This is a genomic window from Acetobacter sp. UBA5411 (assembly GCF_002409645.1).
GTDB lineage: Bacteria > Pseudomonadota > Alphaproteobacteria > Acetobacterales > Acetobacteraceae > Acetobacter.
The window spans coordinates 62,237-84,060 of record NZ_DHNR01000043.1 but is presented as its reverse complement, the minus strand read 5'-3'; the positions used below and the strand labels follow the sequence as shown (position 1 = coordinate 84,060).

Here is a 21,824-nt window from a genome sequence, read left to right as displayed (position 1 = left end):
ATCATGCCCCCCTGATGCGTTCAGGTGCCTATTGCCACCGCTTCCCGCTCAAAACTGCGCTGACGGCGACGGATCAGGGCAAATACCAACCGCGCGGCAAGAGCGTGCAACCGGCTATGCGGCTTGAACCCGATGGTCTTGAAGACCATGCCCGTCACCCGATCAATATGTTTCTGACGATAGGATTTGAGCGCGCGCGACATGTAACCAGCAATGCAGCGCTTGCGTTCATAACGCACTGAGGGAGGCTCGTTTGTCGTGTAATAGGCGGAAGCGAGTTCGTCATCCTCGCTCTCCGTAATACGACCAAGAGCGATCCGAGTGCGGGCCCAGGCACCCAGGCGTTCTCGCTTCAGATAGCGGCGCATATGGTCGTAAAACAGTTTGAAATGCCGGTATTCATCCGCGGCGATCTGCTTGCAGATGGCCTTCAGAAGAGGCTCATCCGTCGCATCGGCCAGCGATGAATAGAAAGAGGATGTTCCGGTTTCCACCATACACCGCGCAATCAGCTCACCAGTGCGGGAGCCGCGAACGGACGATGTCGTGTTCAGGTCAATGTGGAACGTGTTGCGATAGCGTTCGAACGCTGCCGGATAATCCCATGACGGGTCAGCCAGCATGGCCCAGCGCCCCAGAGCATCCCCGTGCTGGATTTCCTCAAGCGCCCAGTTGTCGGCCGCTTCCTGAAAATCCGCATCGTCCGAAAAGACGTGATTCAGGTAAACAGCGTAATCCACACTGTTACGCTCAACGACAGAGGCAGCCTTCACGACGGCTACGATGTCCGGATCAACTTTGGATGGCTCGAAACTGTCCCAGTCCATCTGGTCGATATGCCAGTGCTTCATTGCCTCCCCCGTCCTGAACCTATGACGTCAAACGCCCTCGCCTGCGCCTAAATGCCATGCAGGTCAAGAGAAGAGATCAAAAAGGGCAGACTGTGTGATCTGGAGCGAAAACACCGAATGAGGTCAGGAATTATCTCTAGCCGTCATCTTTTTTCGGGGAGCCTTTGCTTTTAAGGCCGGCGGGGCTTCCTTCTCGATTTCCTTACGCCGGACAGGCAAAGAGGCTGTGCGGGAAAGCGGAAAATTTTCCGAACCAGATCGACCCTGTATTCTGGTCACACGCTCTACCGAAGCGAGCAATTGATCGGCAGTAACCGGCTGCCCGAACAACCATCCCTGTCCACATTCCACACCCAGCTCTTTCGCCAGAGCCGCATCCACTTCGGTTTCGATCATTTCCGCCACGGTCCTGCATCCCAGCTCAAAGGAGCAGCGGGCTATCGCCCTGATCAGAATCCTGTCCCGCCCACTGGTCATGGCGTTCCGAAAGAAGTGCCCATCGATTTTCACATAATCCACGGGAAAGCGGCGAAGATATTCAAAGCTCATCGCTCCCGCACCGAAGTCATCCAGGCAGATCCTGTGTCCACGCTTCACCAGCCACTGAAGGAGCGAAGTCGCCCCATCAAAATCGGTGATGCCTCGTGTTTCGGTGATTTCGATAAGCAGACGTGACGGACTGACTTTCATTTCTGCCGAATCCAGAAGATTCATCATCTGACTGGCGAATCCGGCGGACTGCACTGAACGTCCGGAGACATTCAGGGCAAGTTTGATTTCATTGGGAAGCTGCTGGAGCAGCTTGATGGTCTTGACGCAGTTCAGAAGGTCAAAGGTGTTGATCATGCCGATCTGTTCGGCAATCTGGATGAAATCGCCCGTATTGGCGATTCCCCGAGCGACGCCCTCGGCAAACCGCGTCAGAACCTCATAATGCTGAATAATCCCGTTCTTCAGTGTCAGAATGGGCTGCAGCACCTGAAAGAATGTCTCGTCCTTGATGATATTGCGGCAGGACGTCACCATCCCCCGGTCTCGATTGTTGGCCGCAGCCAGACAGTCCGGCAGATTTTCGAATGCTATCCCCTGTCTGGTTCTCTCATCAGCAAATGTTTCCAGCGCGTAGTTCAGCGCCTTCTCGATTTCCTTGTGTTCCATAAGCATCGCATCAAGCGGCAGCTTCTGGATAAAAGGACGGGTCAGGGGAACCTCTGTCGCCTCAACAATCTTCTCCGCGACAAGATTGGGGTCATCTCCAACTTTCTGAAAGTAAGCGAAGGCGCCATTGCCAAGACGAGTGACAGCCCCGTTTTCGCTACTCAAACGGAGAATCGCCTCGATTTCCGCATAAACCGCCTTGCCTAGCGCCGTGTCCTGCATCGCGGCGCTTTTTACCGTCTGAGGCAGACCCAGCATCACGAGATTGAACTGCGCTTTCTCGTCGCCTACCGAAGTCAACCGCTGCGCAACACTCAGGAAGGAGGAGCGGTCAAGGAAACCATCCTCGGAGGAAGCCGACGTAAAACCACGATCCAGAATGGTCGCGGTCACAAGACGTTCTCCAACGCTGCCCGGCATGACCGTCATGCCCAGCATGGCGACAGTATTTTCACTCTCACCGCGCAGAAACCGGACAGCCGTGCGTCTGACCGGCTCGCCCTGATCAAACGCCTCCACCACCCGTTTCAGAAAGATGCGATCCGAAGGAATAAGCATGTCGAACAGAGACATGCCTCTGACTGCCCTGGCACTGTGGCCGGTCAGTTTCTGAATAGCACCGCCGACATGGCGGATACGGAAGGCGCGATCCACTTCAAACAGCACATCTGCCGCAGCAAACGCCAGTGCCGCCAGTTGTTCCAACCTACGCTCAACCGAAGCGCTGGCTCTATCATTTTCGTGGAGCCCCATCTGACCCGGCACACTCATCACAGTTTGATGCGTAACGATGCCTGACAGAAGATAAAAAGTGCTTAAGTTTCCGCCCTCTTACCTTTCCCACCTGTGATGAACGATTTTTTCTCCTGCTATCATCGGACCGGACTCTTTCTGCGCGTTGAAAACGGAGGGCATTCCGTGCCAGAACAGGTATCCCGCAGATAACAGGAACATCCTCCGGCCATGGCAGACGGCAGCTCCCTCAGCGCCCTTTCTCCGTCCCAGACGAACGCAGGAACGCCGTTACGGCACGACTGGACACGTGACGAAGTCGAAACGCTTCTGAATCTTCCTTTTCCCGAGCTGATTTACCGGGCACAGACCCTGCACCGTCAGTTCTTCGACCCGACGGAAATCCAGATCTCGACGCTTCTGTCGATCAAGACCGGTGGTTGCCCGGAAGACTGCGCCTACTGCCCGCAAAGCTCACGTCATGACGAGCGCATCAAGGCGGAAAAGCTGATGGCGGTTGAGGGTGTGATCGCAGAAGCGAAACGCGCCAAGGAAGCCGGGGCCGCCCGCTTCTGCATGGGGGCAGCCTGGCGCTCCCCGAAGGATCACGATCTGGAAACGGTCTGCTCCATGATCGAAGGCGTGAAAGCGCTTGGTCTCGAAACCTGCGTCACGCTTGGAATGCTGGATGACCGGCAGGCGCATCGTCTCAAGGACGCCGGACTGGATTACTACAACCATAACATCGACACCTCGCCGGAATTTTATGGCGAGATCATCTCCACACGCACCTATCAGGATCGTCTCGACACGCTGTCCAACGTCCGTGACGCAGGCATCAATGTGTGCTGCGGCGGCATTGTCGGCATGGGCGAAGGTGAATCAGATCGCGCAGGGATGATCGCGTCACTGGCTTCCATGCCGAAGCACCCCGAGAGCGTGCCGATCAACCTCCTCGTGAAGGTTGCCGGGACACCGCTGCAAACAGCAGAGGAAGTTGATCCGATCGATTTCGTGCGCGTGATCGCCGCAGCTCGCATCACGATGCCAGCCAGTCATGTGCGTCTGGCGGCCGGACGCGAGAACATGACGGACGAGGCGCAGACTCTCTGCTTCCTCGCCGGAGCAAACTCGATCTTCTATGGCGAGCGTCTGCTGACGACCCCAAACCCGGCGGCCACGCGGGACCGCCAGTTGCTCGATCGGCTGGGCATGAGCACCACCGTTTCGGCAAAATAACTGCGAGGCCCGGTGCAGGAATATTAATCTCCTGCACCGGAACAGTTCTCAGTTGAGAGTAGCGTCCAGAGAAATCTCGGTCTTGAACAGCTTGGAAACCGGGCAGTTCTCTTTGGCCTTTTCAGCCAGTTTCTTGAATTCTTCCTGACTGACGTTTGGAACCGTGCCTGTAAGCGTCAGGTGGATTGCAGTGATGGCGAACCCGGCGTCCTGCTTGTCCAGCGACACGACAGCCTTTGTATCAAGAGCCGTGGCTGTATAGCCCGCATCACCGAGGATAAGCGAAAGCGCCATCGTGAAGCACGATGCATGGGCCGCGCCGATCAGTTCCTCAGGATTGGAACCGGGCTTGCCTTCAAAGCGGGTGTTGAAGCCATAAGGCTGATCCTTCAGCGCGCCGCTTTCAGTGGAAATCAGGCCCTTGCCTTCCTTGATGTTCCCTTCCCAGTGGGCTGTGCCGTATTTTTTGATCGTCATTGCAGTCGCTCCTTCAAGGCAGTCTGCGTTCCGGCTGGAATCGCCATCCGCAGACCATGTGGGAGTCAGAACGCCCGAGAACCAGAGCCGTTTCCGGATGCTCGCAAAGAGATGATGCAGCAAACCGGACAAATCATGTGCATACCGGTGACGATGTTTTGGAATTGTACAGGCTTCAGGGGCGGTGAACGGCCAGTCCAAGATGAAACGCTGGAGAAAACATGGCGGGGGAAAGGCTTTCCTTATGGTCCTGACCGGGCCATTCTCCCGGCTGATGGCCCGTCTCAGCCAATGTATTCCTGTGGTTTGTCACACGTTATCTACCGGAGAGTGTTATGAGTGCTGCAACGACTGAAGTCCGTGCTTCGACGGACGTTCTCCTGATTGGCGGAGGTGTCATGAGCGCCACGCTCGGCACCTTTCTCAACACGCTGCAGCCAGACTGGACGATCGACATCTTCGAGCGCCTCGACGATGTGGCGCAGGAAAGCTCGAATGCCTGGAACAACGCCGGAACCGGGCATTCCGCTCTCTGCGAGCTGAACTACACCTCCGAGAATGCCGACGGCAGCATCGACATCACCAAGGCGCTGAACGTCAACGAACAGTTTCAGGTATCGCGTCAGTTCTGGTCCTATCTCGTCAAAACCGGCCAGATCGCCAACCCGCGGGATTTCATAACCCCGGTCGCGCATATGAGTTTCGTGTGGGGCGACAAGAACGTCGATTTTCTCCGCCGTCGCTATGAGGCCCTGAAAGACCACCCGCTCTTTTCCGGCATGCGGTATTCGGAAGACCCCAATCAGCTGCGTCAGTGGATCCCGCTGGTGATGAAGAACCGTCCGGCGGGTGAGAAACTGGCGGCGACGTGGATCGCTTCCGGTACTGACGTCAATTTCGGTGCTCTGTCGCGTCTTTTGATCAAGGCCCTGAAAGAAAAGCCGGGTGTCGCCCTGCACACGGGTCATGAGATCGAGGACATCAAACGCAGCGCTGACGGCCTGTGGAATGTGCGCGTCAAGGCGCTGCATACGGGCCAGTCACGCACGATCACCACCCGCTTTCTCTTCATTGGCGCTGGCGGCGCGGCGCTTCCGCTGCTTCAGAAAACCGGTATCCCGGAAGCCCGCGGTTATGGCGGCTTCCCGGTCAGCGGCCAGTTCCTGCGCTGCAAGAACCCCGACGTCATCGCTGCTCACCGCGCCAAGGTGTATGGCAAGGCGTCGGTCGGCGCACCGCCAATGTCGGTGCCGCATCTCGATACCCGCATGATTGACGGTCAGCCTGCCCTGCTGTTCGGACCTTATGCCGGATTCTCGACCCGCTTCCTGAAAAAAGGCTCGCTGCTTGATCTGCCGCGCTCAATCAATGCCGGTAATATCGGCGCGATTCTGGCCGTGGCCCGCGACAACTGGGCGCTCACCAAGTATCTGATCCAGCAGGTTCTCCAGAGCAATGCCGACCGGATGAAAGCGCTTCGGGAATTCGTGCCGGACGCCCGTGACGAGGACTGGGAACTGGTTGTCGCCGGTCAGCGTGTGCAGGTCATCAAGTCTGATGCGAAAAAAGGCGGCGTGCTTCAGTTCGGCACGGAAGTGATCAGTTCGGCTGACGGGTCGGTTGCAGCGCTTCTTGGTGCTTCGCCGGGAGCCTCCACGGCGGCCCCGATCATGCTCAACGTGATCCGCAAGTGCTTTGCCGCCCAGCTTCCGGCGTGGGATGCCAAGCTCAAGGAAATGATCCCCTCCTTTGGGCAGAAGCTCTCTGACAACCAGCCGCTTTGCGAGACGCTCCGCAAAGACACAACGGAAGCCCTTCGTCTGGAAGACTGAAAGGTTTCCTGATCCGGACAGGCTCCCCTGTGCCGGATCATCACTGCGTTATGAGGCAGGCCCTGCAAGGAGACTTTCTGGACAGAAACATTTTTCTGTTCTGGAAAGTCTTCTTTTCTTTTACGGCATCAAAAACTGTAAAAGTAATATTTCACACTCTTCAAATGAAAGTTCAAACACTATAGATTTTCACGATTAATTATATTTGTATCTTTTTATAAACAAAAGTATCCCATCTGCATCAAAACATTAACAGCACGTTAATTATACTGTCACCTACGCTCTTCTCTTCAAGGCTATCAGCGCATTCGTGAGTCCACACCAGTCACGAAAGCAAAGTGATGACCGAGACAGATCGCCGTAATTTTCTCAAGCTTTTGACATCGGGCGCTATGGCGACAACGCTGCAGCAGAGCATCGGCAAGGCCGTTGCGATGCCGGCCAATACCCGCACCCGTTCCATTGACGATATCGAACATGTCATCTTCCTCATGCAGGAAAACCGCTCGTTCGATCATTATTTCGGCATGCTTCAGGGGGTCCGGGGCTATAATGATCCTCGCGCTGTTCGTCTGCCGTCTGGCAACACGGTCTGGAGCCAACCGCATGGTACCGACAAGGTCATGCCGTTTCATCCGGATGCGCCGGACATGGGCATGCAGTTCCTTGCCGACCTGCCGCATGACTGGGCGACGACCCACGAAGCCTGGAACAATGGTAACTGGGATGGCTGGATCGCGGCCAAGACCACGACCTGCATGTCGCATCTCGTGCGTGAAGACGTGCCTTTCCATTATGCTCTGGCCGACGCCTTCACGATCTGTGATTCCTATCACTGCTCGATCATGGGCGCGACCGATCCAAACCGCTATTACATGTGGACCGGTTATGTCGGAAACGACGGCACGGGTGGCGGTCCAGTGGTCAGCAACGCTGAAGCCGGTTACGGCTGGTCAACCTATCCCGAGCGTCTGGAAGCGGCTGGCGTTTCGTGGAAAGTGTATCAGGACATCGGCACCGGTCTGAGTGCTACCGGTTCATGGGGCTGGACGAGCAATCCCTATATTGGAAATTACGGCGATACATCGCTGCTGTATTTCCACCAGTATCAGAACGCTGCTGACTCATCCCCACTGGCCCAGAAGGCGCGCACAGGCACCAACACGGCCGTGTCCGGCACGCTGTTCGATATTTTCAAGGCTGACGTCAAAGCCGGAACACTGCCACAGGTTTCATGGATCGTCGCACCGGAAGCCTATTCCGAGCATCCGAACTGGCCTTCGAACTATGGCGCCTGGTACATTTCGCAGGTTCTCGACATTCTCACGGACAACCCGGATGTCTGGAGCAAGACCGCCCTGTTCATCATGTTCGATGAAAATGACGGCTTTTTCGATCACATCGTTCCCCCCTCACCGCCGCCGTCAACGACGCAGGGCAACTCGACAGTCTCCATCGAAAACGAAATCTATCCCGGCTCATCCAGCTATGTTGCCGGCCCTTACGGTTTTGGTCCGCGTGTACCGATGCTGGTCGTCTCTCCGTGGAGCCGTGGTGGCTGGGTCAACTCTGAGATGTTCGACCACACGTCGCTTATCCGCTTCCTCGAAGCCCGTTTTGCACCACACTATCCGGGCCTGATCGAAACCAATATCTCGCCTTGGCGTCGCGTGGTTTCCGGCGATCTGACATCGGCGTTCGATTTCGAAAATCCGAACACCCGTGTCGCCCCGCTGCCATCCACAACCAGCTTCGCACCGGTCGATGCCAAGCGGCACGACAGCTATGTGCCGGCTGTTCCCACAAACCAGAGCGTGCCTGTGCAGGAAAAAGGCGTGCGTCGGGCAAGAGCGCTTCCTTACGATCTGCACATCCATTCGACCCCGCACGCAAGTGCCGGAAAGATGGTTCTGGGTTTCCACAATACTGGTGACGCAGGCGTTGCTTTCCATGTCCGCGACGCCAATGCGACCGACGTGGCCCGCTTCTACACCATTGAAGACCACAAGCGTCTGAGTGACACATGGTCTGCATCGGACTCCGATCGCACCTATGACCTGTCCGTGCATGGCCCCAACGGTTTCTATCGTCTGTTCAAGGGCACATTACGCGGAGGATCGTTTGCTCAGGTCGGCGTCAACAGTCGCTCGGAGCGCTTTGAGAACATCCTTCTGATTGATCTAGTCAATCACGCTCACACAAGCGCCCGTCTGCGCATCACGGATGGTTATTCAGGCGAAGTCCTGCGTGGACGTCATGTGCTTGAGCCGATGGAGTCCCATGTGCTGACGGTCATGACCAAGGAGACAGGCGGCTGGTATGACCTGACGATCGAGGTCGAGGGGGATTCCAGCTTCAAGGTTCAGCTTGCCGGACATCTGGAAAACGGGTGCGACAGCATTACCGATCCACTGATGGGTGGCGTGCCGGATTTCCGTATGAACGAGAGCGACTACCGACCGCATCGTCCACGGCGTTCGTTCCGTCCTTTTGGAGGCTAAATGAAGCAGGCGGCGGACGTTTTTAGTCTGCCGCCATTTTAACCGCATAGTGACAAGGCAGATTAACCTTGTCGGGCTTCTGAAACGAAAAATGGCGTCCCGGTTATTCGGGACGCCATTTCATCATTCAGTCAGACTAACCACATTCACACAGAATGGGCGTCGCCTTTCTTTTCCTTGCCGTTCTGCTCAATGCCCGGAACCTCGATATCGATTTCCAGCATGGAACATCCCGAACCACGGTCCAGCTTGACCTGAACCTTGTCCTGATCGACGGCGATGTGCCGGCTGATCACTTCCATGATCTCTTTCTGGAGCTGGACCAGAAGATCGGACTTGCCTTCGCCAAGGTTGGCACGTTCATGAGCGAGAAGAATCTGCAACCGGTCACGCGCTACAGGCGCGGATGACTTGCGGTTGAAAAGATTTGCGAGAAAGCTCATGCAGCACCCCGCTTGAAGAGCCAGTCAAACAGACCTTTCTTCTCGGTAGGAACCGTGACGTCCACCTTTTCGCCGGCCAGACGACGCACAGCCTCGAAATACGCGCGGGCGGGTGCGCTTTCGGGAGCGGCCAGCGTGACAGGCGCACCGAGGTTGGAGGAGCGCAGGACATCCTGGCTTTCCGGAATGATGCCGATCAGCGGGATCGAGAGAATGTCCAGAACGTCATCGACGCTCAGCATTTCTCCGCGAGCGGCGCGGGCAGGATCATAACGGGTCAGCAGAAGATGCTTGGGCATCTTTTCACCCGTCTTCGCCTTCTCCGTCGTGCTGTCCAGCATGCCGATGATGCGGTCACTGTCGCGCACGGAAGAGACTTCCGGATTGGTGACAATCACGGCCTGATCGGCGTGCGCCATGGCCAGCTGGGCACCGCGCTCAATGCCAGCCGGACTGTCGCAGACCACCCAGTCGAACTTCTCTTTCAGTTCGGCCATGACCTTCGCCACGCCTTCTTCCGTCAGAGCATCCTTGTCACGGGTCTGGGAAGCCGGAAGCAGAGAGAGCGTATCAAGGCGCTTGTCCTTGATGAGCGCCTGATTCAGCTTCGCGTCACCCTGAATTACATTCACCAGATCGAAAACGACCCGACGCTCGGCACCCATCACCAGATCGAGATTCCGCAGGCCAACGTCGAAATCGACCACGACAACGGACTTGCCCGTCTTTGCAAGCGCCGCGCCGAGGGCAGCGGTGGTGGTGGTCTTACCGACGCCGCCCTTGCCGGATGTGACGACGAGAACCTGCGCCATAAACTGTTCGTCCTTATTTCTGTATCGACCCGTTAATCATCGCATCAAATGGGCCGAATGTGTGTCCAAATCAGGGCTAGGCCCGGAAATTAATATTACGACGAAATATGCCCTACGTTAGAGGCTTAAGAGTAAGCACTTCGTCAACAAGAACGGCCTGAGACGGCTTTCCCGTCAGATCTTCCGGCATTTCTTCGGCAATCGCATAGAAGCCGTCAATGGCCAGCAGTTCGGGCTGCATCACCCGGGCGAAGATCCGGGCTTCGGGACGCCCGACAATCCCCGCAATGGCGCGCCCCCTGAGCGCTCCATATACATGGATCGAACCGCCAGCAGACACTTCCGCACCTGATGCGACCGAGCCAAGAATGATGACATCGCCTTCCGCCCAGACAATATGCTGCCCGGAACGCACTGGCTCCTCAACGATCAGCGCACCGGGAGTTGGCTCCAGTTCCTCGACGTCATCAAGCGGAATATCTTCCTCGGCGGTAGAACGCCCCCCGCTCAGACCTTCCGGCCAGTTCCATCCGGCGAAAACCTCCTCATTCCGATCCGCGCCTTCGATCCCGATCACGCGGATATTGCGCTCCTCAAGTGCTGGCAGCAGCCCGGAAAGGCCCGGCGTATCCAGTGGCACAAGCGTGAGGTCGAGGATAATCGGTTTGCCCGCGAAAAAACCGGCGGAGCGACTGATCTGATGATCCAGAGCAACGAGCCAGATATCAAGCGGAGCTTCGGGCGTCAGCACCAGAGCGAGAAAGGACCGACCGCCAGCACGAATGCGCGGCAGGCTTGCAGGATCGACGGAAGCTGTGGACGACGTCACGATCTGGGGCTCATCCCTGGTCTGAAAAATTGTCCGGCGCGTCATCATTGCGACCGGCTGAATGTCATGACCTCGTGGTAACATCTCGCTAATCCGCCTGTCGAGGGCGGACATCATGCGTCCTGACTATCCCTGAGCATGCGCTTCTCTTTCTGACGCCTCCCCATCGCGCACGGATGCGTGGACAGTACACACCCTGCACGCACCTACTGGCGCGTGACGCAAGGATCGCTTAAAGCGGGCACATGCGAATCCTTCATCATTTTCCCCTGTCACCCTATTGCCGCAAAGTCCGGCTGACACTGGGTGAAAAACGTCTCCCGTTCGAGCCGCTGACCGAGCGCGTCTGGGAGAACCGTCCTGAATTCGCCCGCCTGAACCCGGCGCAGGAAGTACCGGTTCTGGTGGAGGACAACGGGCTTGTGGTCCCGGATTCGTCGGTGATCTGCGAATATCTGGAAGAAGCCTACCCTGACCCGTGCCTGCTTGGCCGCACCCTTGCCGAACGCGTTGAAGTGCGTCGGCTGGTCGCGTGGTTCGACAGCGTTTTCGCACGCGACGTCACCCGCAAGCTGCTGGGCGAGAAAGTGTTCAAGCGCCTGAGCGGTCGCGGCAATCCGGACGGTACCGCCCTGCGGGAAGGTTACGCCAACATCCGTCCGCATCTCGACTATATTGGCCAGCTTGCCGAAGCGCGTACATGGCTTGCGGGGGGCACGCTGTCTCTGGCCGACTTCGCCGCCGCTGCGCATGTCTCCTGCCTCGACTTTATCGGCGATATCGACTGGAGCAAGCAGCCCGCAGCCCGCGAGTGGTATGCACGCGTCAAATCCCGCCCGTGCTTCCGTCCTCTGCTGAACGATCGCGTGCCCGGCATGAACCCGCCGGAGTATTACGCCAATCTGGACTTCTGAGAGAGTATCTTCTCTTTGGCGGTGGAGCGATTATCGCTCCATCCTCCCACGGATCAGATCCGCGCCAGATCGACCGTCCGTTCCTCGGACAGCGTCAACTGACTGAGACGTGGTGCTGTGCGGGAAATGATCCGGCCGTTTCTCAGCACATACAAACGACATGGACGCAGCCGCAGCGCATCGAACACCGAGCAAGCCTGTAGCACGACCAGATCAGCCGGATTGCCCACTTTCAGTCCGTACGAGTCCAGCCCGAGAATCCCTGCTGCCATGTCGGTGACGCTGTTGAAACAGGCTGCCATCTCGCTCTCGCTGGTCATCTGCGCGGCGTGCAGTCCCATGGACGCCACTTCCAGCATATCGTGACTGCCGAGCCGGTACCACGGGTCCATCACACAGTCATGGCCGAACCCGACCGGCACGCCCGCACGCAGCAGTTCAGGAATGCGCGTCAGTCCACGACGCTTCGGATAGGTATCGTAGCGTCCCGATAGCGTGATGTTGATCAGCGGATTGGAGACCGCCGCAATCCCTGACTCCGCCATCAAGGTGAGCAGCTTATCGACGTAAGCGTTATCCATTGAGTGCATCGAAGTCAGGTGAGAACCGGTCACCCTGCCCTGCAAACCGTATTTGACCGCACAGGCCGCCATGGTTTCGATATGACGCGAGTTTGGATCGTCCGTTTCGTCGCAATGCATATCGATCGGCAGCGAGCGATCCGCCGCCAGCCGGAACAGTGCGTCGATCGACTCACCGCCCTGTAACGTCGTGCGTTCATAATGCGGAATGCCGCCAACCAGATCGAGCCCCATATCGAGCGCTCTGACCAGCAGTTCCGCCGCGCCTTCCATCCGGAAAAAACCGTCCTGCGGAAAGGCGACAAGCTGGATGGTCATCCACGGTTTCAGGTCCTCCCGCAGACGCACCAGCGCACGGACCGCTTTCAGATCAGGATCGCTGATATCAACGTGTGACCGGATGGCGAGCGTGCCCTGCGAGATGGTCATCTCGCACAGTTTGCGGGCGCGGGCGTAGATATCCTCTTCGGTCAGGTGGGGCTTTGTTTCTTTCCAGATCTGGATGCCTTCCAGAAGGGTGCCGCTGGTATTGTGACGGATTAGTCCGGCTGTCAGCGTCGTATCGAGATGGAAATGGCTGTCCACGAAAGGCGGAGAGACAAGATAGCCTTCCAGATCCAGCGTCTCGACGGCCTCGCCTGAAAACCCTGTTTCAATGGCGGCAATTTTTCCGTCGGCGATGGCAATGTCCGCCCGACTACCATCGGGCAGGACGCCGTTTTTCAGAACCAGATCCATCATGTCAGATTTTACCCGTTTCGATCGTCATGAATTTCTCGCCGTATCAGGCGTCCTGAAAACGGGCGACAGACACGCGCCGCCCTCGTGCATTCAGCAGCGCTACCTGTCCCAGAGCAGCCAGAAAGAACCCGACGAGATAACCGACATCAGCACCTCCGAGCATCGCCGCGACAGGACCTGTGTAGAGAGGTGTCGATGAGAACAGGCCAATTGTCAAAACCGTCACGACGACAAACAGCGACGCCGACGACGTCCAGCCGGAGAGTGTTTCCATCCGCAAAGACTTCAGCGACGCCGGGCGACAATACCAGTCGGCCAGCACGATCCCGCACCATGGCGCGATCCAGTAAAGGGCGAGAAGCAGGTAATTCTCATAGAGGGACACGAATGTTCCCTCCCCCAGCACGGCAAGCAGGTAGCCCATGCCCGCCGTCACCACGGCGCTGAGCATGCGATTGACATGCACACCACCGGAAATCAGCGCATAGGCAGCGGTATTGTCGTTCGCCGCATTGATCGCGATGGAAGAAAACGCCACAGCGGCCAGAGCGACTGGCGCGAAAATTCCTGACCAGTTCTGCAAGGCTGCAATCACCGAACCCGGAGACGGGTCACTGATCGCCGCCCCGGTCAGCAGGCCGAACAGTTCCATGATAAAGGAAGAAAGGAATGTTCCGCCAAAGGTCAGCCAGAAAACACGGGAAGACGGCGTGCCGGGCGGGACATAGCGCGTGTAGTCCGACGCATAGGCTGCCCACGCCATGTTGAAACTGCTGACAGCGCCTATACCGATCATGATATCGGCAAATCGCGGGGCCGCCGCTGGTGCTGCACTTCCCTGCCCCGACGATTGAAAAACGGCAATCACTCCGACGATCGCAAACGAAACCAGCAGGACCCAGCCAAGATATTTCTCGATCGCCTGAACAATGTCATGGCCACCCATGCTCGCCAGCAGTTGGGCGAAAGCGAGAATACCTAATGCGAGCCAGAACGGGACTGCCAGACCAACCATCTTCAGCAGCAGGATGAAGGCCAGCGCGGACGGCACATTATTGACCGCATCCCAGCCGACGCAGTTCGCCCAGTTGATCAGGGACGGCAGACGTTTCCCGATCCGGCCAAATGAGAAACGTGACGCTTCCATCTGCGGAAGTCCCGTTTCAGGCCCCATCACGGCACAGAGCGCCACAGGTAGCGAACCGAGGAGATTACCGATCAGCAGAACCGTGAAGCCGGTCCATCCCGGCAGTCCAAGCACCACCACCAGCACGCCGATGACCCAGGCTGAAGGCGCGAGGTTGGGAGAGAAATGGCTCCAGAAAACCCGATCCACACGGGTTGTCCGCAAATGGGTGGGCACACGTTCCAGAACGGCCGCACTACCGGTTTCCTCAACTTGCATGAGCACATAATCCTGCTGGAAAGAATTCAGACTTTTTCTGGCTGTGACTGACGATAATCATATGTCTCGTCGAACCGGGAGAGGATGTAATCGCCTGCCTTGATGGGCGGGTAGAGCGGTGGATGGTCCGCATCCTGACAGGACGGCAGCGGACTGATGACTGTGTCGTAGTCAGGTCCGAAAAAAAGCGGTATGGAGTAACGTTCTTTTCCGGATCGATTGATGACGCGATGTAAGGTCGAACAGAACAGGTCGTTGGTCCACCGCGCCATCATGTCCCCGACATTGATGACGAAGGTATCGGGAATGGGCGGCGCTTCCACCCAGACGCCAGCCGCATTCAGCACCTGAAGCGCTGAGTCACCATTCTGGTTCAGGATGGTGAAACACTCATAATCCGAATGCGCACCGATACCGATCTGCTTTTCGCTGACGACGACTTCCTGTGGTGGATACCGAAGAATACGCATATGCGCACAGGGCTTGCGGATCAGCGGGAGGAAATAATCTTCCTCCAGTTCAAGAGCCAGAGCAAAGGCCCGAAACAGTGTGTGTCCCAGCGCTACGAGACTTCTGTAACAGTCAAGAACCGCCGGTTTGAACCCGGGCGGTCGTTCCGGCCAGAGATTGGGACCATACAGCGCTTTGCCCGCCATCACATCCGGATCGCTGGCAGGAATATCGCCCGCAAGATCAAAGGCCTCGTGCAGGTCGCCCTGCGAGTCAGGATTGGTATTCTCTTCGAGCAGAGGACCGTAACCACGGTGATTTGGTGAATTCTTGATATGGATGCGGCACTTTTCTGCCTCAGGCAATGCAAAGAAAGCCTTGCTCTCTTCATAGCATTTCGCCAGCACGTCGGGACTTACACCGTGATTGCGCACGTAGAAGAAGCCGACTTCCGTGCAGGCCTTGCGAACCTCCGCGCCTGTTCTCTGTCGCTCCGCCTCATCCGGCGACATCATGCCCGCGAGATCAATCACCGGTATTTCCGTGAAAGCAGTGCGCTGGACATCCAGCCCGTCATCGCCGGTGATCCGGACACCATTTCCGGTTTGCACGACAGCCATCGGATGGGGTCTCCCGTTGAACGTCAGTCCGAAGGCGCGCCTCCATCGGGTCACGCACTGGCCTCAAGCCTTACCGGACTTCATTTCATTTAGGAAATGATTTTTAATCACAGCCTGTTGCGCGCCCAGCAGAGCGTCAGATGTTTCCTGTCGTCCGCATATGCGCAAATTCCAACAGGGCGTCAGGGGTATCGAAATCCATTAGCACCGATGGATCGGCTGCAACTCTCGCTTTTCTCAGAGACGGCTGAGCTAGCAAAGCCTTCCCGCCTCTATCTCCTGTCAGCGTTTGCAAAGCCACAAAACATCCCTCTTTCCACAGGACCGGATTGCCTACCTGCCCCAGCCATTGCGGCAGAACGACATCGGCATCGCCCTGCCGAAAGCGATTGATCAGCGCGTCAATGACCAAGCTGCCGACCAACGGCATATCTCCAAGACTGACAAGGCATCCTGCGGCCTGCTGTTCCATGGCCCATGCAATGCCGACTTTCAGGGACGCGGACAGACCTTCGTCGGCTGCGTTGGAGATACGAATTTCAGTGGGTTTGCCTGAACATGATTTCTGCACGATCGCCTGAAGGGCTGCGGAAGTTTCACGCGCCAAAGGCGGTAGCACGACGCAAAGCGCCGACACCTGACTGGCACAAAGTCCAGCAAGCGTGCGGGCGAGCATCGTCTGGCCGTTTGCATCTTTGGCCAGCAGCTTGTGCTGCGCTCCGGACCGGGAGGACCGACCAGCCGCCAGAACGATGGCGACCACCGACCCGGCGTCTGTCACGCTTTCACCTTTCGAGGTGACCACCAGCTGATACCCTTGGCGAGCGGCGCGCCACGACGCACGGCGACGATGTCGGCCATGATGGAAATCGCGATCTCTTCCACATCGACAGCGCCTATCGGCAAGCCCACCGGCCCTCTGATCCTCTGGAGAGACTCTTCGCTCATACCAGCTTCGCGCAGCCGTTCCAGACGCGAGGCCTGCGTTCCGCGTGATCCCAGAGCGCCGATATAGAAAGCTGGACCTTTCAGCGCTTCCATAAGCGCCGGATCGTCAAGCTTGCTGTCATGGGTCAACGTGACAATGGCGGTCATCCTGTCCGGTCTGGCTGCCGAGAGGGCGTCATCGGGCCACTCGTCCACCAGTCTGACACCGGGAAAACGCTCGGGCGTCGCCAGACTGGTGCGGGGATCAATGATGGTGACGTCATACCCCGCATTGGTCGCCATCGCCGCCAGCACCTGAGCGATATGAACCGCCCCCACGATCAGCAGCCGAGGCGCAGGCATCAGCAGTTGCACAAACCAGTCAGGCGTTATCGCGGGACTGACCGCTCCTGCCTCTCCTGTCGCGACCCGCTCTGTCATGATGCTCACAATCGCAGACGGAACCTCTCCGCCGGGACAGAACAGTGGCTCTTTTCCTGCCAGCACCGCATGCCGTGAGCCATCAAGCGCCATGCCAATAGCCAGAGGCTCTCCCTTGGTGCGTCGATCGGTAATCCACGAAAGCAGTTCAGCGGGAAACGTGCCCTCCGGGGAAAGCGGCGACCGCACGGCCTCGACAAACACATCAAGACGACCGCCACAGGCCAGCCCCACCGACCAGAGCCCCACCTCTTCCCCGCCATAACTGCGGACACAGGGCGGCGCTCCGCTCATCACCTCTTTTGCGATGGACATGACGTCCGCCTCAACGCATCCGCCGCTGACGGAGCCTTCAACGCGTCCGCTGTCATCCATGACCATGATACTGCCGAGAGGCCGGGGCGAGCGCCCTCCGGTTCCCACGACGGTGGCGAACGCGACCGCTCCGCCCTGCACGAGCCATTCCTGCGCCAAAGCAAAAGGGCAGGATAATTTTGCGGGAGGAGCGGAGCTGGACATATTTTGCACTATACAATGAATGCAGTGTTTCTCCACCCGACCCGTGCGGCAAGGCGGCGCTGACAGAAAGGGGGGTTGCCCCAAACCCCGATCAGGGCTCTATCTTGGCGCCGAGATCCGAATCCCGGTGTGCCTTATCGGCATGCCCCGCACTTTCGGACAATAACGTGCCAATCATGGAGCACATACGATGCCGAACAGCTTCGACGGACAAGTCATTTATATCGTTGCCGATGGCGGCAAGGCCCGTATCCTTCAGCACAAGGACGGCCACATGCACGAAGTCTCCCACTTCGCGGCAGCCGAAATTGCAGGTTCTTCAGACAATGGTCGCGGTGATTTCTCCGTTGCCGACCATCACAAGGAAGAATTCGGCAAGCGCGTCGCCACATGGATGAACGACCAGCTTCACGGCAGCAGCAAGCCGGACGGTTTCGTTCTGGCGGCTCCGGCCAAGGTTCTGCACGTCATCCGTGAGCACCTCGCCAAGCCGACACAGGCCAAGCTGATCAAGTCGATCGACAAGGATCTGATCAACATTCCGGTTGCCGATCTGGCTTCCCACTTCGACATTCCGGAAACAGGCTGGAAGACCGCCTGAACCCCTGCGTAGCCTTTTCCAGATCAGATAGGAGCATATGATGAGCGATACAGGACGTCTGATTACAGAACGGCTCCCTGTCACCCCGTTCCATCAGAACTGCTCCCTGGTCTGGGACCCGGCGACGCACAAGGCCCTCGTGGTTGATCCGGGCGGGGATGCCGAACGCATTCATGCCCGGATCACCGAGGCCGGTCTGACAGTGGACGCCATTCTTCTGACGCATGGTCATCTGGATCATGTCGGCGGCACCGTGGCTCTCAGAACACTTCTGGCTGGCACGCAGGCCGAGACTCCCGAAGTGATCGGTCCCACCACCCATGACGAGTTCCTGCTGAACTCCGTCGAGGAGCAGGCGCGTCATTTCGGTCTGGCGGACCTGCACAGCGTCAGTCCCGACCGATACACGTCGGACGGCGAGACGCTCGATCTTCTGGGTCACCACTATCAGGTGCTGCATGTTCCCGGTCACACCCCGGGCCATGTGGTGTTTTTTGACGTTGCTGAGCAGATTGTCTTCGCGGGCGACACGTTGTTTCGCGGCACCATCGGACGCACCGACTTTTCCTATGGCGACAGTCGTCAGCTGGTCACAGCGATCCGCGAGAAACTTCTCCCCCTTGGTGATGAAGTCGTCGTCGTGCCGGGACATGGCGCGCCCACGAAGATCGGCATGGAACGTGTGAACAACCAGTTCCTGCAGTAAGACTTTATTTTCCCTGATCCCCTATTTCCTTTTCCAGCCGTTCTTCGGAACGATCAGCAGAGGCACATCATCGGTGAACCGTCAGACGTTTGGCACTCTCTTTCTGTCCCTTGCGCTTGCTTCAGGCGGGCTTTCGCTGACCCTTCCGGCCTCTGCCGATGATGCCGTAACCGGCGCTCCCACAGCGGCTCAACCGCCGCTTCCGAAAGAGACGCTGACAATCACCTCGGCCTCCGGAAAGCATGATTTCACGGTTGAAAAGGCCACCACCCTGCGTCAGCAGCAGGTCGGCGAGATGTTCCGCACGTCCCTTCCTGCCGATCAGGGCATGCTGTTCCTCTGGAGCGCGCCACAGCAGAGCGACATGTGGATGGAGAATACGCTCGTTCCGCTCGATATCGTTTTCATAGACGCTGACGGTCGCATCCAGTCCATTACCGAAAATGCCGTGCCGCAGAGCCTGGCGCGTATCAGCAGTCATGGCCCGGCTATGGCGACGCTCGAACTACAGGGCGGCATTACGGCGAAACTGGGGATCGTTGTCGGGGATCGTGTGACGTCCGCCTCGCTGGAAGCCAAAATGGCTCCGCCGGCTTCCGCAAAGAAGTCTCACTGACTCTCATGACTCACCCGGTAGTACGCAGCAGGTTTGACAGGAGCATACGGTGACAGTTCTGGTCACCGGGGCTGCCGGATTCATTGGTTTCAGCACCTGCCTGCGCCTGCTTACGTCCGGAAAGCAGGTTATCGGGATTGATAATCTCAACAGCTATTACGATCCTGCCCTCAAGAACGCACGTCTTGCCCAGCTTGAGGCATTTCCGAACTTCACGTTTCGGAAAATCGACATCGCCGCCGATGATCTGCTGACTGTTTTCACGGCTTTCGAGCAGTGTTCCATTACCGAAATCCTGCATTTTGCAGCACAGGCCGGTGTGCGCCATTCCGTCACGATGCCGTTTGCCTTTGTAGACGCCAATGTCCGGGGGCAGGTCGCCATTCTCGAACTGGCCCGACGGCTTCCTGCCCTGCGGCACATCGTGTATGCCTCATCATCCTCTGTTTACGGTCGGAATGCCGCGTTGCCCTTCCGGGAAACAGACCGCGTCGATCAGCCCGGTTCCTTTTACGCTGTTTCCAAGCGGTCCGCCGAACTGACAGCAGAGTGCTACCATCACCTTCATCAACTTCCCCTGACAGGACTGCGTTTTTTCACGGTCTATGGGCCGTGGGGCAGGCCTGACATGGCCTATTATCTGTTTGCCAAGGCCATAACAGAAGGCCGTCCGGTCACGCTGTATGAAGGGGCTTCTCTCGGTCGCGATTTCACCTTTATCGATGATGCTGTCGATGCCATCTGCGCCGTAATGGACCTGCCTCCTTCGGGTAAGGCACGCATTCTGAATATCGGGAGCAATGTTCCCGAACCCGTGGTGCGGCTCATCAGTCTGTTGGAAAACTTTCTGGGCCGAAAAGCTGATATTCAACTGACGCCCCGTCCATCGGCTGATGTTGAATATACTTGGGCCTCTCTTGAACAGATCCAGCAACTGATCGACTGGCAGCCTACCACGTCGCTCGAAACCGGCCTGGAACAGTTTTCACGCTGGTTTCTCAATTACCAGCATAGCTAAGGCTCTTTCCCGGACTGATATTCATAGGAACAGCCTTTTCCTTTTGTTTAAGGAAAGCTTTTGCTACCGCAGTCTCATGTGAGACGGACTACCTTGTTGAGCCCTTTTGAGTGCTGGCTACACGGCTTTGCCGTTCTTTCCCTTTGACCTATCAAGCGAATCAAACTGCACGGTTTGGTATCTACGCTTAAGAATTAATGCATATTAAATAAATCATTAATGTGAAATAAGGCAAAAATTGACTTTTATTAACAAATTATAGGATTTAAATCCTATGTTTCACTGTTCATTTTATGAGATTGATAGGATCTGACTTTTAAGGTCAGTAAGTGCCGCTGAGGCTCTTGTCAGATGCAAAGCAGCCTTGCTACGCACGATCACAGAGAATTTTGAGGGCTGCGCATTATGGATCTGCTGAGGACTTCTGGCTTTCGTCGCCTTGCCATGGCGACCCTCACAGTAGCCGCAACCAATGCACTGCTTCCCTCTTCTGGTCATGCACGCACCCGGCACGCAACCACGAAAAACATCAATCATCGTGTGCACAGCATTTCATTCAATGTCGTGCAGCATGGATACCACACACATTACGCGCCTGCTTATTACGGTCGCTGGGTCCGGCATAACCACTACAGCAGCCATGTAATCCAGTGTGTTGCTTTCGCCAAAGCGGAATCCGCTGTTGAAATCAGAGGCAATGCACGTGACTGGTGGTCCAAGGCAGCTGGTCGTTATGCACGCGGCTCAGCTCCAGAAGTTGGAAGCGTCCTCAACTTCCGTCCGATCCGTCGTATGCCGCTTGGTCATGTTGCTGTCGTAACCAATGCCCTGAACAGCCGCGTCATCACCATTGACCAGTCTCACTGGGGACAGAGTGGCATCAGCCGCAATGTTCGTGTCGTCGACGTCTCACCTGACAACGACTGGTCCGCTGTCCGCGTCGAACTGAACGGCCAGAAGGGATCGTTCGGATCCATCTATCCGACCTTCGGCTTCATTTATCCTCGCAGCGAGGGTGCGTCTCCTGTCATGACCGCCTCCGCAGAGCGGATGACTGTTGCAGCGGATGCTGGCTCGGAAGTAGCTGAAGCTCCGGAAGATGTGGGCACCATTGAGCAGAATTATCGTGCTCCCCGACGCTTTCACCCGATGTTCCGACATCATCGGGCACCAAAGCATAAAGTTCAAAAATAAGAAGCCAGTTACTTCCGCAAAAAGAGGCCTATATGGCCTCTTTTTTTTATGGCATTTTTTGCTTTGAATTACCTTCTCAAGGCTATGCGCTTTCAACGGTTAGACGTCATTTTTTGATCTCAATATGAGGGACAGAGACAGATTCGATCTGTCTGCGCCAGAATCAGCACTATTGCATTTGCGGAATACGTAAACAGCTTATGTTGTCATTTCCGAC

20 protein-coding genes are annotated in these 21,824 nt (G+C 57.0%); 9 read left to right on the top strand and 11 right to left on the bottom strand.

What is annotated here, in order from left to right:
* Positions 1–20 precede the first annotated feature (20 nt).
* Together B3759_RS16315 and B3759_RS16310 are read right to left on the bottom strand one after the other, a co-directional pair.
* Positions 21–851, bottom strand: a complete 831-nt coding sequence (locus tag B3759_RS16315; RefSeq protein WP_291367645.1) for a ferritin-like domain-containing protein — start codon at positions 849–851, stop codon at positions 21–23.
* Between the two features lie 123 nt (positions 852–974).
* Positions 975–2,762: an EAL domain-containing protein gene (locus B3759_RS16310; RefSeq protein WP_291367643.1), complete on the bottom strand. Its 1,788-nt coding sequence runs from the start codon at positions 2,760–2,762 to the stop codon at positions 975–977.
* A 210-nt stretch (positions 2,763–2,972) separates the two neighbouring features.
* On the opposite strand from B3759_RS16310, the gene bioB reads away from it, so the two are divergent.
* Entirely contained in the window at positions 2,973–3,980 is a 1,008-nt protein-coding gene (bioB, locus tag B3759_RS16305) for a biotin synthase BioB (RefSeq protein WP_291367641.1), read from the top strand.
* A 48-nt stretch (positions 3,981–4,028) separates the two neighbouring features.
* Here bioB and B3759_RS16300 read toward each other — a convergent pair whose 3' ends face one another.
* Complete coding sequence (locus B3759_RS16300) at positions 4,029–4,457, bottom strand: OsmC family protein (protein WP_291367639.1); 429 nt, start codon at positions 4,455–4,457, stop codon at positions 4,029–4,031.
* Between the two features lie 335 nt (positions 4,458–4,792).
* Here B3759_RS16300 and B3759_RS16295 point away from each other — a divergent pair, with 335 nt between their 5' ends.
* Complete coding sequence (locus B3759_RS16295; RefSeq protein WP_291367637.1) at positions 4,793–6,289, top strand: malate:quinone oxidoreductase; 1,497 nt, start codon at positions 4,793–4,795, stop codon at positions 6,287–6,289.
* 341 nt (positions 6,290–6,630) lie between these two features.
* Positions 6,631–8,790 (top strand): phosphocholine-specific phospholipase C, encoded by a 2,160-nt coding sequence (locus B3759_RS16290; protein WP_291367635.1) that lies wholly within the window; start codon positions 6,631–6,633, stop codon positions 8,788–8,790.
* Between the two features lie 146 nt (positions 8,791–8,936).
* Here B3759_RS16290 and minE read toward each other — a convergent pair whose 3' ends face one another.
* The 3 genes from minE to minC form a co-directional block, all read right to left on the bottom strand.
* Positions 8,937–9,233 (bottom strand): cell division topological specificity factor MinE, encoded by a 297-nt coding sequence (minE, locus tag B3759_RS16285; protein WP_291367632.1) that lies wholly within the window; start codon positions 9,231–9,233, stop codon positions 8,937–8,939.
* The gene (gene minD / locus B3759_RS16280) at positions 9,230–10,045 is read right to left on the bottom strand and encodes a septum site-determining protein MinD (RefSeq protein WP_010668303.1); all 816 of its coding nucleotides are present in this window, start codon (positions 10,043–10,045) and stop codon (positions 9,230–9,232) included. Before minD ends, minE begins: the two co-directional genes overlap by 4 nt.
* Positions 10,046–10,157: 112 nt before the next feature.
* A complete protein-coding gene (gene minC, locus B3759_RS16275; protein ID WP_291367703.1) occupies positions 10,158–10,922 on the bottom strand; it encodes a septum site-determining protein MinC in 765 nt (254 codons plus the stop codon).
* Between the two features lie 197 nt (positions 10,923–11,119).
* Here minC and B3759_RS16270 point away from each other — a divergent pair, with 197 nt between their 5' ends.
* Entirely contained in the window at positions 11,120–11,788 is a 669-nt protein-coding gene (locus B3759_RS16270; RefSeq protein ID WP_010668305.1) for a glutathione S-transferase family protein, read from the top strand.
* A gap of 53 nt (positions 11,789–11,841) precedes the next feature.
* Here B3759_RS16270 and B3759_RS16265 read toward each other — a convergent pair whose 3' ends face one another.
* The 5 genes from B3759_RS16265 to B3759_RS16245 all read right to left on the bottom strand — a co-directional run bounded on the left by B3759_RS16265 (position 11,842) and on the right by B3759_RS16245 (position 17,472).
* Entirely contained in the window at positions 11,842–13,110 is a 1,269-nt protein-coding gene (locus tag B3759_RS16265) for a cytosine deaminase (RefSeq protein WP_291367629.1), read from the bottom strand.
* A 43-nt stretch (positions 13,111–13,153) separates the two neighbouring features.
* On the bottom strand, positions 13,154–14,515 hold the full coding sequence (locus B3759_RS16260) for a purine-cytosine permease family protein (RefSeq protein WP_291367627.1): 1,362 nt from the start codon (positions 14,513–14,515) through the stop codon (positions 13,154–13,156).
* A gap of 26 nt (positions 14,516–14,541) precedes the next feature.
* On the bottom strand, positions 14,542–15,585 hold the full coding sequence (locus tag B3759_RS16255) for an isopenicillin N synthase family dioxygenase (protein WP_291367625.1): 1,044 nt from the start codon (positions 15,583–15,585) through the stop codon (positions 14,542–14,544).
* Between the two features lie 136 nt (positions 15,586–15,721).
* Complete coding sequence (locus tag B3759_RS16250; RefSeq protein ID WP_291367623.1) at positions 15,722–16,390, bottom strand: nucleotidyltransferase family protein; 669 nt, start codon at positions 16,388–16,390, stop codon at positions 15,722–15,724.
* Positions 16,363–17,472: an XdhC family protein gene (locus tag B3759_RS16245; protein ID WP_291367621.1), complete on the bottom strand. Its 1,110-nt coding sequence runs from the start codon at positions 17,470–17,472 to the stop codon at positions 16,363–16,365. Before B3759_RS16245 ends, B3759_RS16250 begins: the two co-directional genes overlap by 28 nt.
* A gap of 190 nt (positions 17,473–17,662) precedes the next feature.
* Here B3759_RS16245 and B3759_RS16240 point away from each other — a divergent pair, with 190 nt between their 5' ends.
* From B3759_RS16240 to B3759_RS16220, 5 genes are all read left to right on the top strand, one after another.
* Positions 17,663–18,073 (top strand): host attachment protein, encoded by a 411-nt coding sequence (locus B3759_RS16240; protein WP_291367619.1) that lies wholly within the window; start codon positions 17,663–17,665, stop codon positions 18,071–18,073.
* Positions 18,074–18,113: 40 nt separating this feature from the next.
* A complete protein-coding gene (locus tag B3759_RS16235) occupies positions 18,114–18,779 on the top strand; it encodes an MBL fold metallo-hydrolase (protein WP_408736510.1) in 666 nt (221 codons plus the stop codon).
* Between the two features lie 73 nt (positions 18,780–18,852).
* Positions 18,853–19,395: a DUF192 domain-containing protein gene (locus B3759_RS16230; RefSeq protein ID WP_408736509.1), complete on the top strand. Its 543-nt coding sequence runs from the start codon at positions 18,853–18,855 to the stop codon at positions 19,393–19,395.
* A gap of 49 nt (positions 19,396–19,444) precedes the next feature.
* Positions 19,445–20,413, top strand: a complete 969-nt coding sequence (locus B3759_RS16225; RefSeq protein WP_291367615.1) for an NAD-dependent epimerase/dehydratase family protein — start codon at positions 19,445–19,447, stop codon at positions 20,411–20,413.
* A gap of 405 nt (positions 20,414–20,818) precedes the next feature.
* Positions 20,819–21,607: a CHAP domain-containing protein gene (locus B3759_RS16220; RefSeq protein WP_291367613.1), complete on the top strand. Its 789-nt coding sequence runs from the start codon at positions 20,819–20,821 to the stop codon at positions 21,605–21,607.
* The last annotated feature ends 217 nt before the right edge of the window (positions 21,608–21,824 follow it).

Excerpts from the sequence above, each read along its gene's own strand:
- B3759_RS16315 (WP_291367645.1), bottom strand. The coding sequence starts at position 851 with ATGAAGCACTGGCATATCGACCAGATGGACTGGGACAGTTTCGAGCCA.
- B3759_RS16310 (WP_291367643.1), bottom strand. The coding sequence starts at position 2,762 with ATGGGGCTCCACGAAAATGATAGAGCCAGCGCTTCGGTTGAGCGTAGG.
- bioB (WP_291367641.1), top strand. The coding sequence starts at position 2,973 with ATGGCAGACGGCAGCTCCCTCAGCGCCCTTTCTCCGTCCCAGACGAAC.
- B3759_RS16300 (WP_291367639.1), bottom strand. The coding sequence starts at position 4,457 with ATGACGATCAAAAAATACGGCACAGCCCACTGGGAAGGGAACATCAAG.
- B3759_RS16295 (WP_291367637.1), top strand. The coding sequence starts at position 4,793 with ATGAGTGCTGCAACGACTGAAGTCCGTGCTTCGACGGACGTTCTCCTG.
- B3759_RS16290 (WP_291367635.1), top strand. The coding sequence starts at position 6,631 with ATGACCGAGACAGATCGCCGTAATTTTCTCAAGCTTTTGACATCGGGC.
- minE (WP_291367632.1), bottom strand. The coding sequence starts at position 9,233 with ATGAGCTTTCTCGCAAATCTTTTCAACCGCAAGTCATCCGCGCCTGTA.
- minD (WP_010668303.1), bottom strand. The coding sequence starts at position 10,045 with ATGGCGCAGGTTCTCGTCGTCACATCCGGCAAGGGCGGCGTCGGTAAG.
- minC (WP_291367703.1), bottom strand. The coding sequence starts at position 10,922 with ATGATGACGCGCCGGACAATTTTTCAGACCAGGGATGAGCCCCAGATC.
- B3759_RS16270 (WP_010668305.1), top strand. The coding sequence starts at position 11,120 with ATGCGAATCCTTCATCATTTTCCCCTGTCACCCTATTGCCGCAAAGTC.
- B3759_RS16265 (WP_291367629.1), bottom strand. The coding sequence starts at position 13,110 with ATGATGGATCTGGTTCTGAAAAACGGCGTCCTGCCCGATGGTAGTCGG.
- B3759_RS16260 (WP_291367627.1), bottom strand. The coding sequence starts at position 14,515 with ATGCAAGTTGAGGAAACCGGTAGTGCGGCCGTTCTGGAACGTGTGCCC.
- B3759_RS16255 (WP_291367625.1), bottom strand. The coding sequence starts at position 15,585 with ATGGCTGTCGTGCAAACCGGAAATGGTGTCCGGATCACCGGCGATGAC.
- B3759_RS16245 (WP_291367621.1), bottom strand. The coding sequence starts at position 17,472 with ATGTCCAGCTCCGCTCCTCCCGCAAAATTATCCTGCCCTTTTGCTTTG.
- B3759_RS16240 (WP_291367619.1), top strand. The coding sequence starts at position 17,663 with ATGCCGAACAGCTTCGACGGACAAGTCATTTATATCGTTGCCGATGGC.
- B3759_RS16235 (WP_408736510.1), top strand. The coding sequence starts at position 18,114 with ATGAGCGATACAGGACGTCTGATTACAGAACGGCTCCCTGTCACCCCG.
- B3759_RS16220 (WP_291367613.1), top strand. The coding sequence starts at position 20,819 with ATGGATCTGCTGAGGACTTCTGGCTTTCGTCGCCTTGCCATGGCGACC.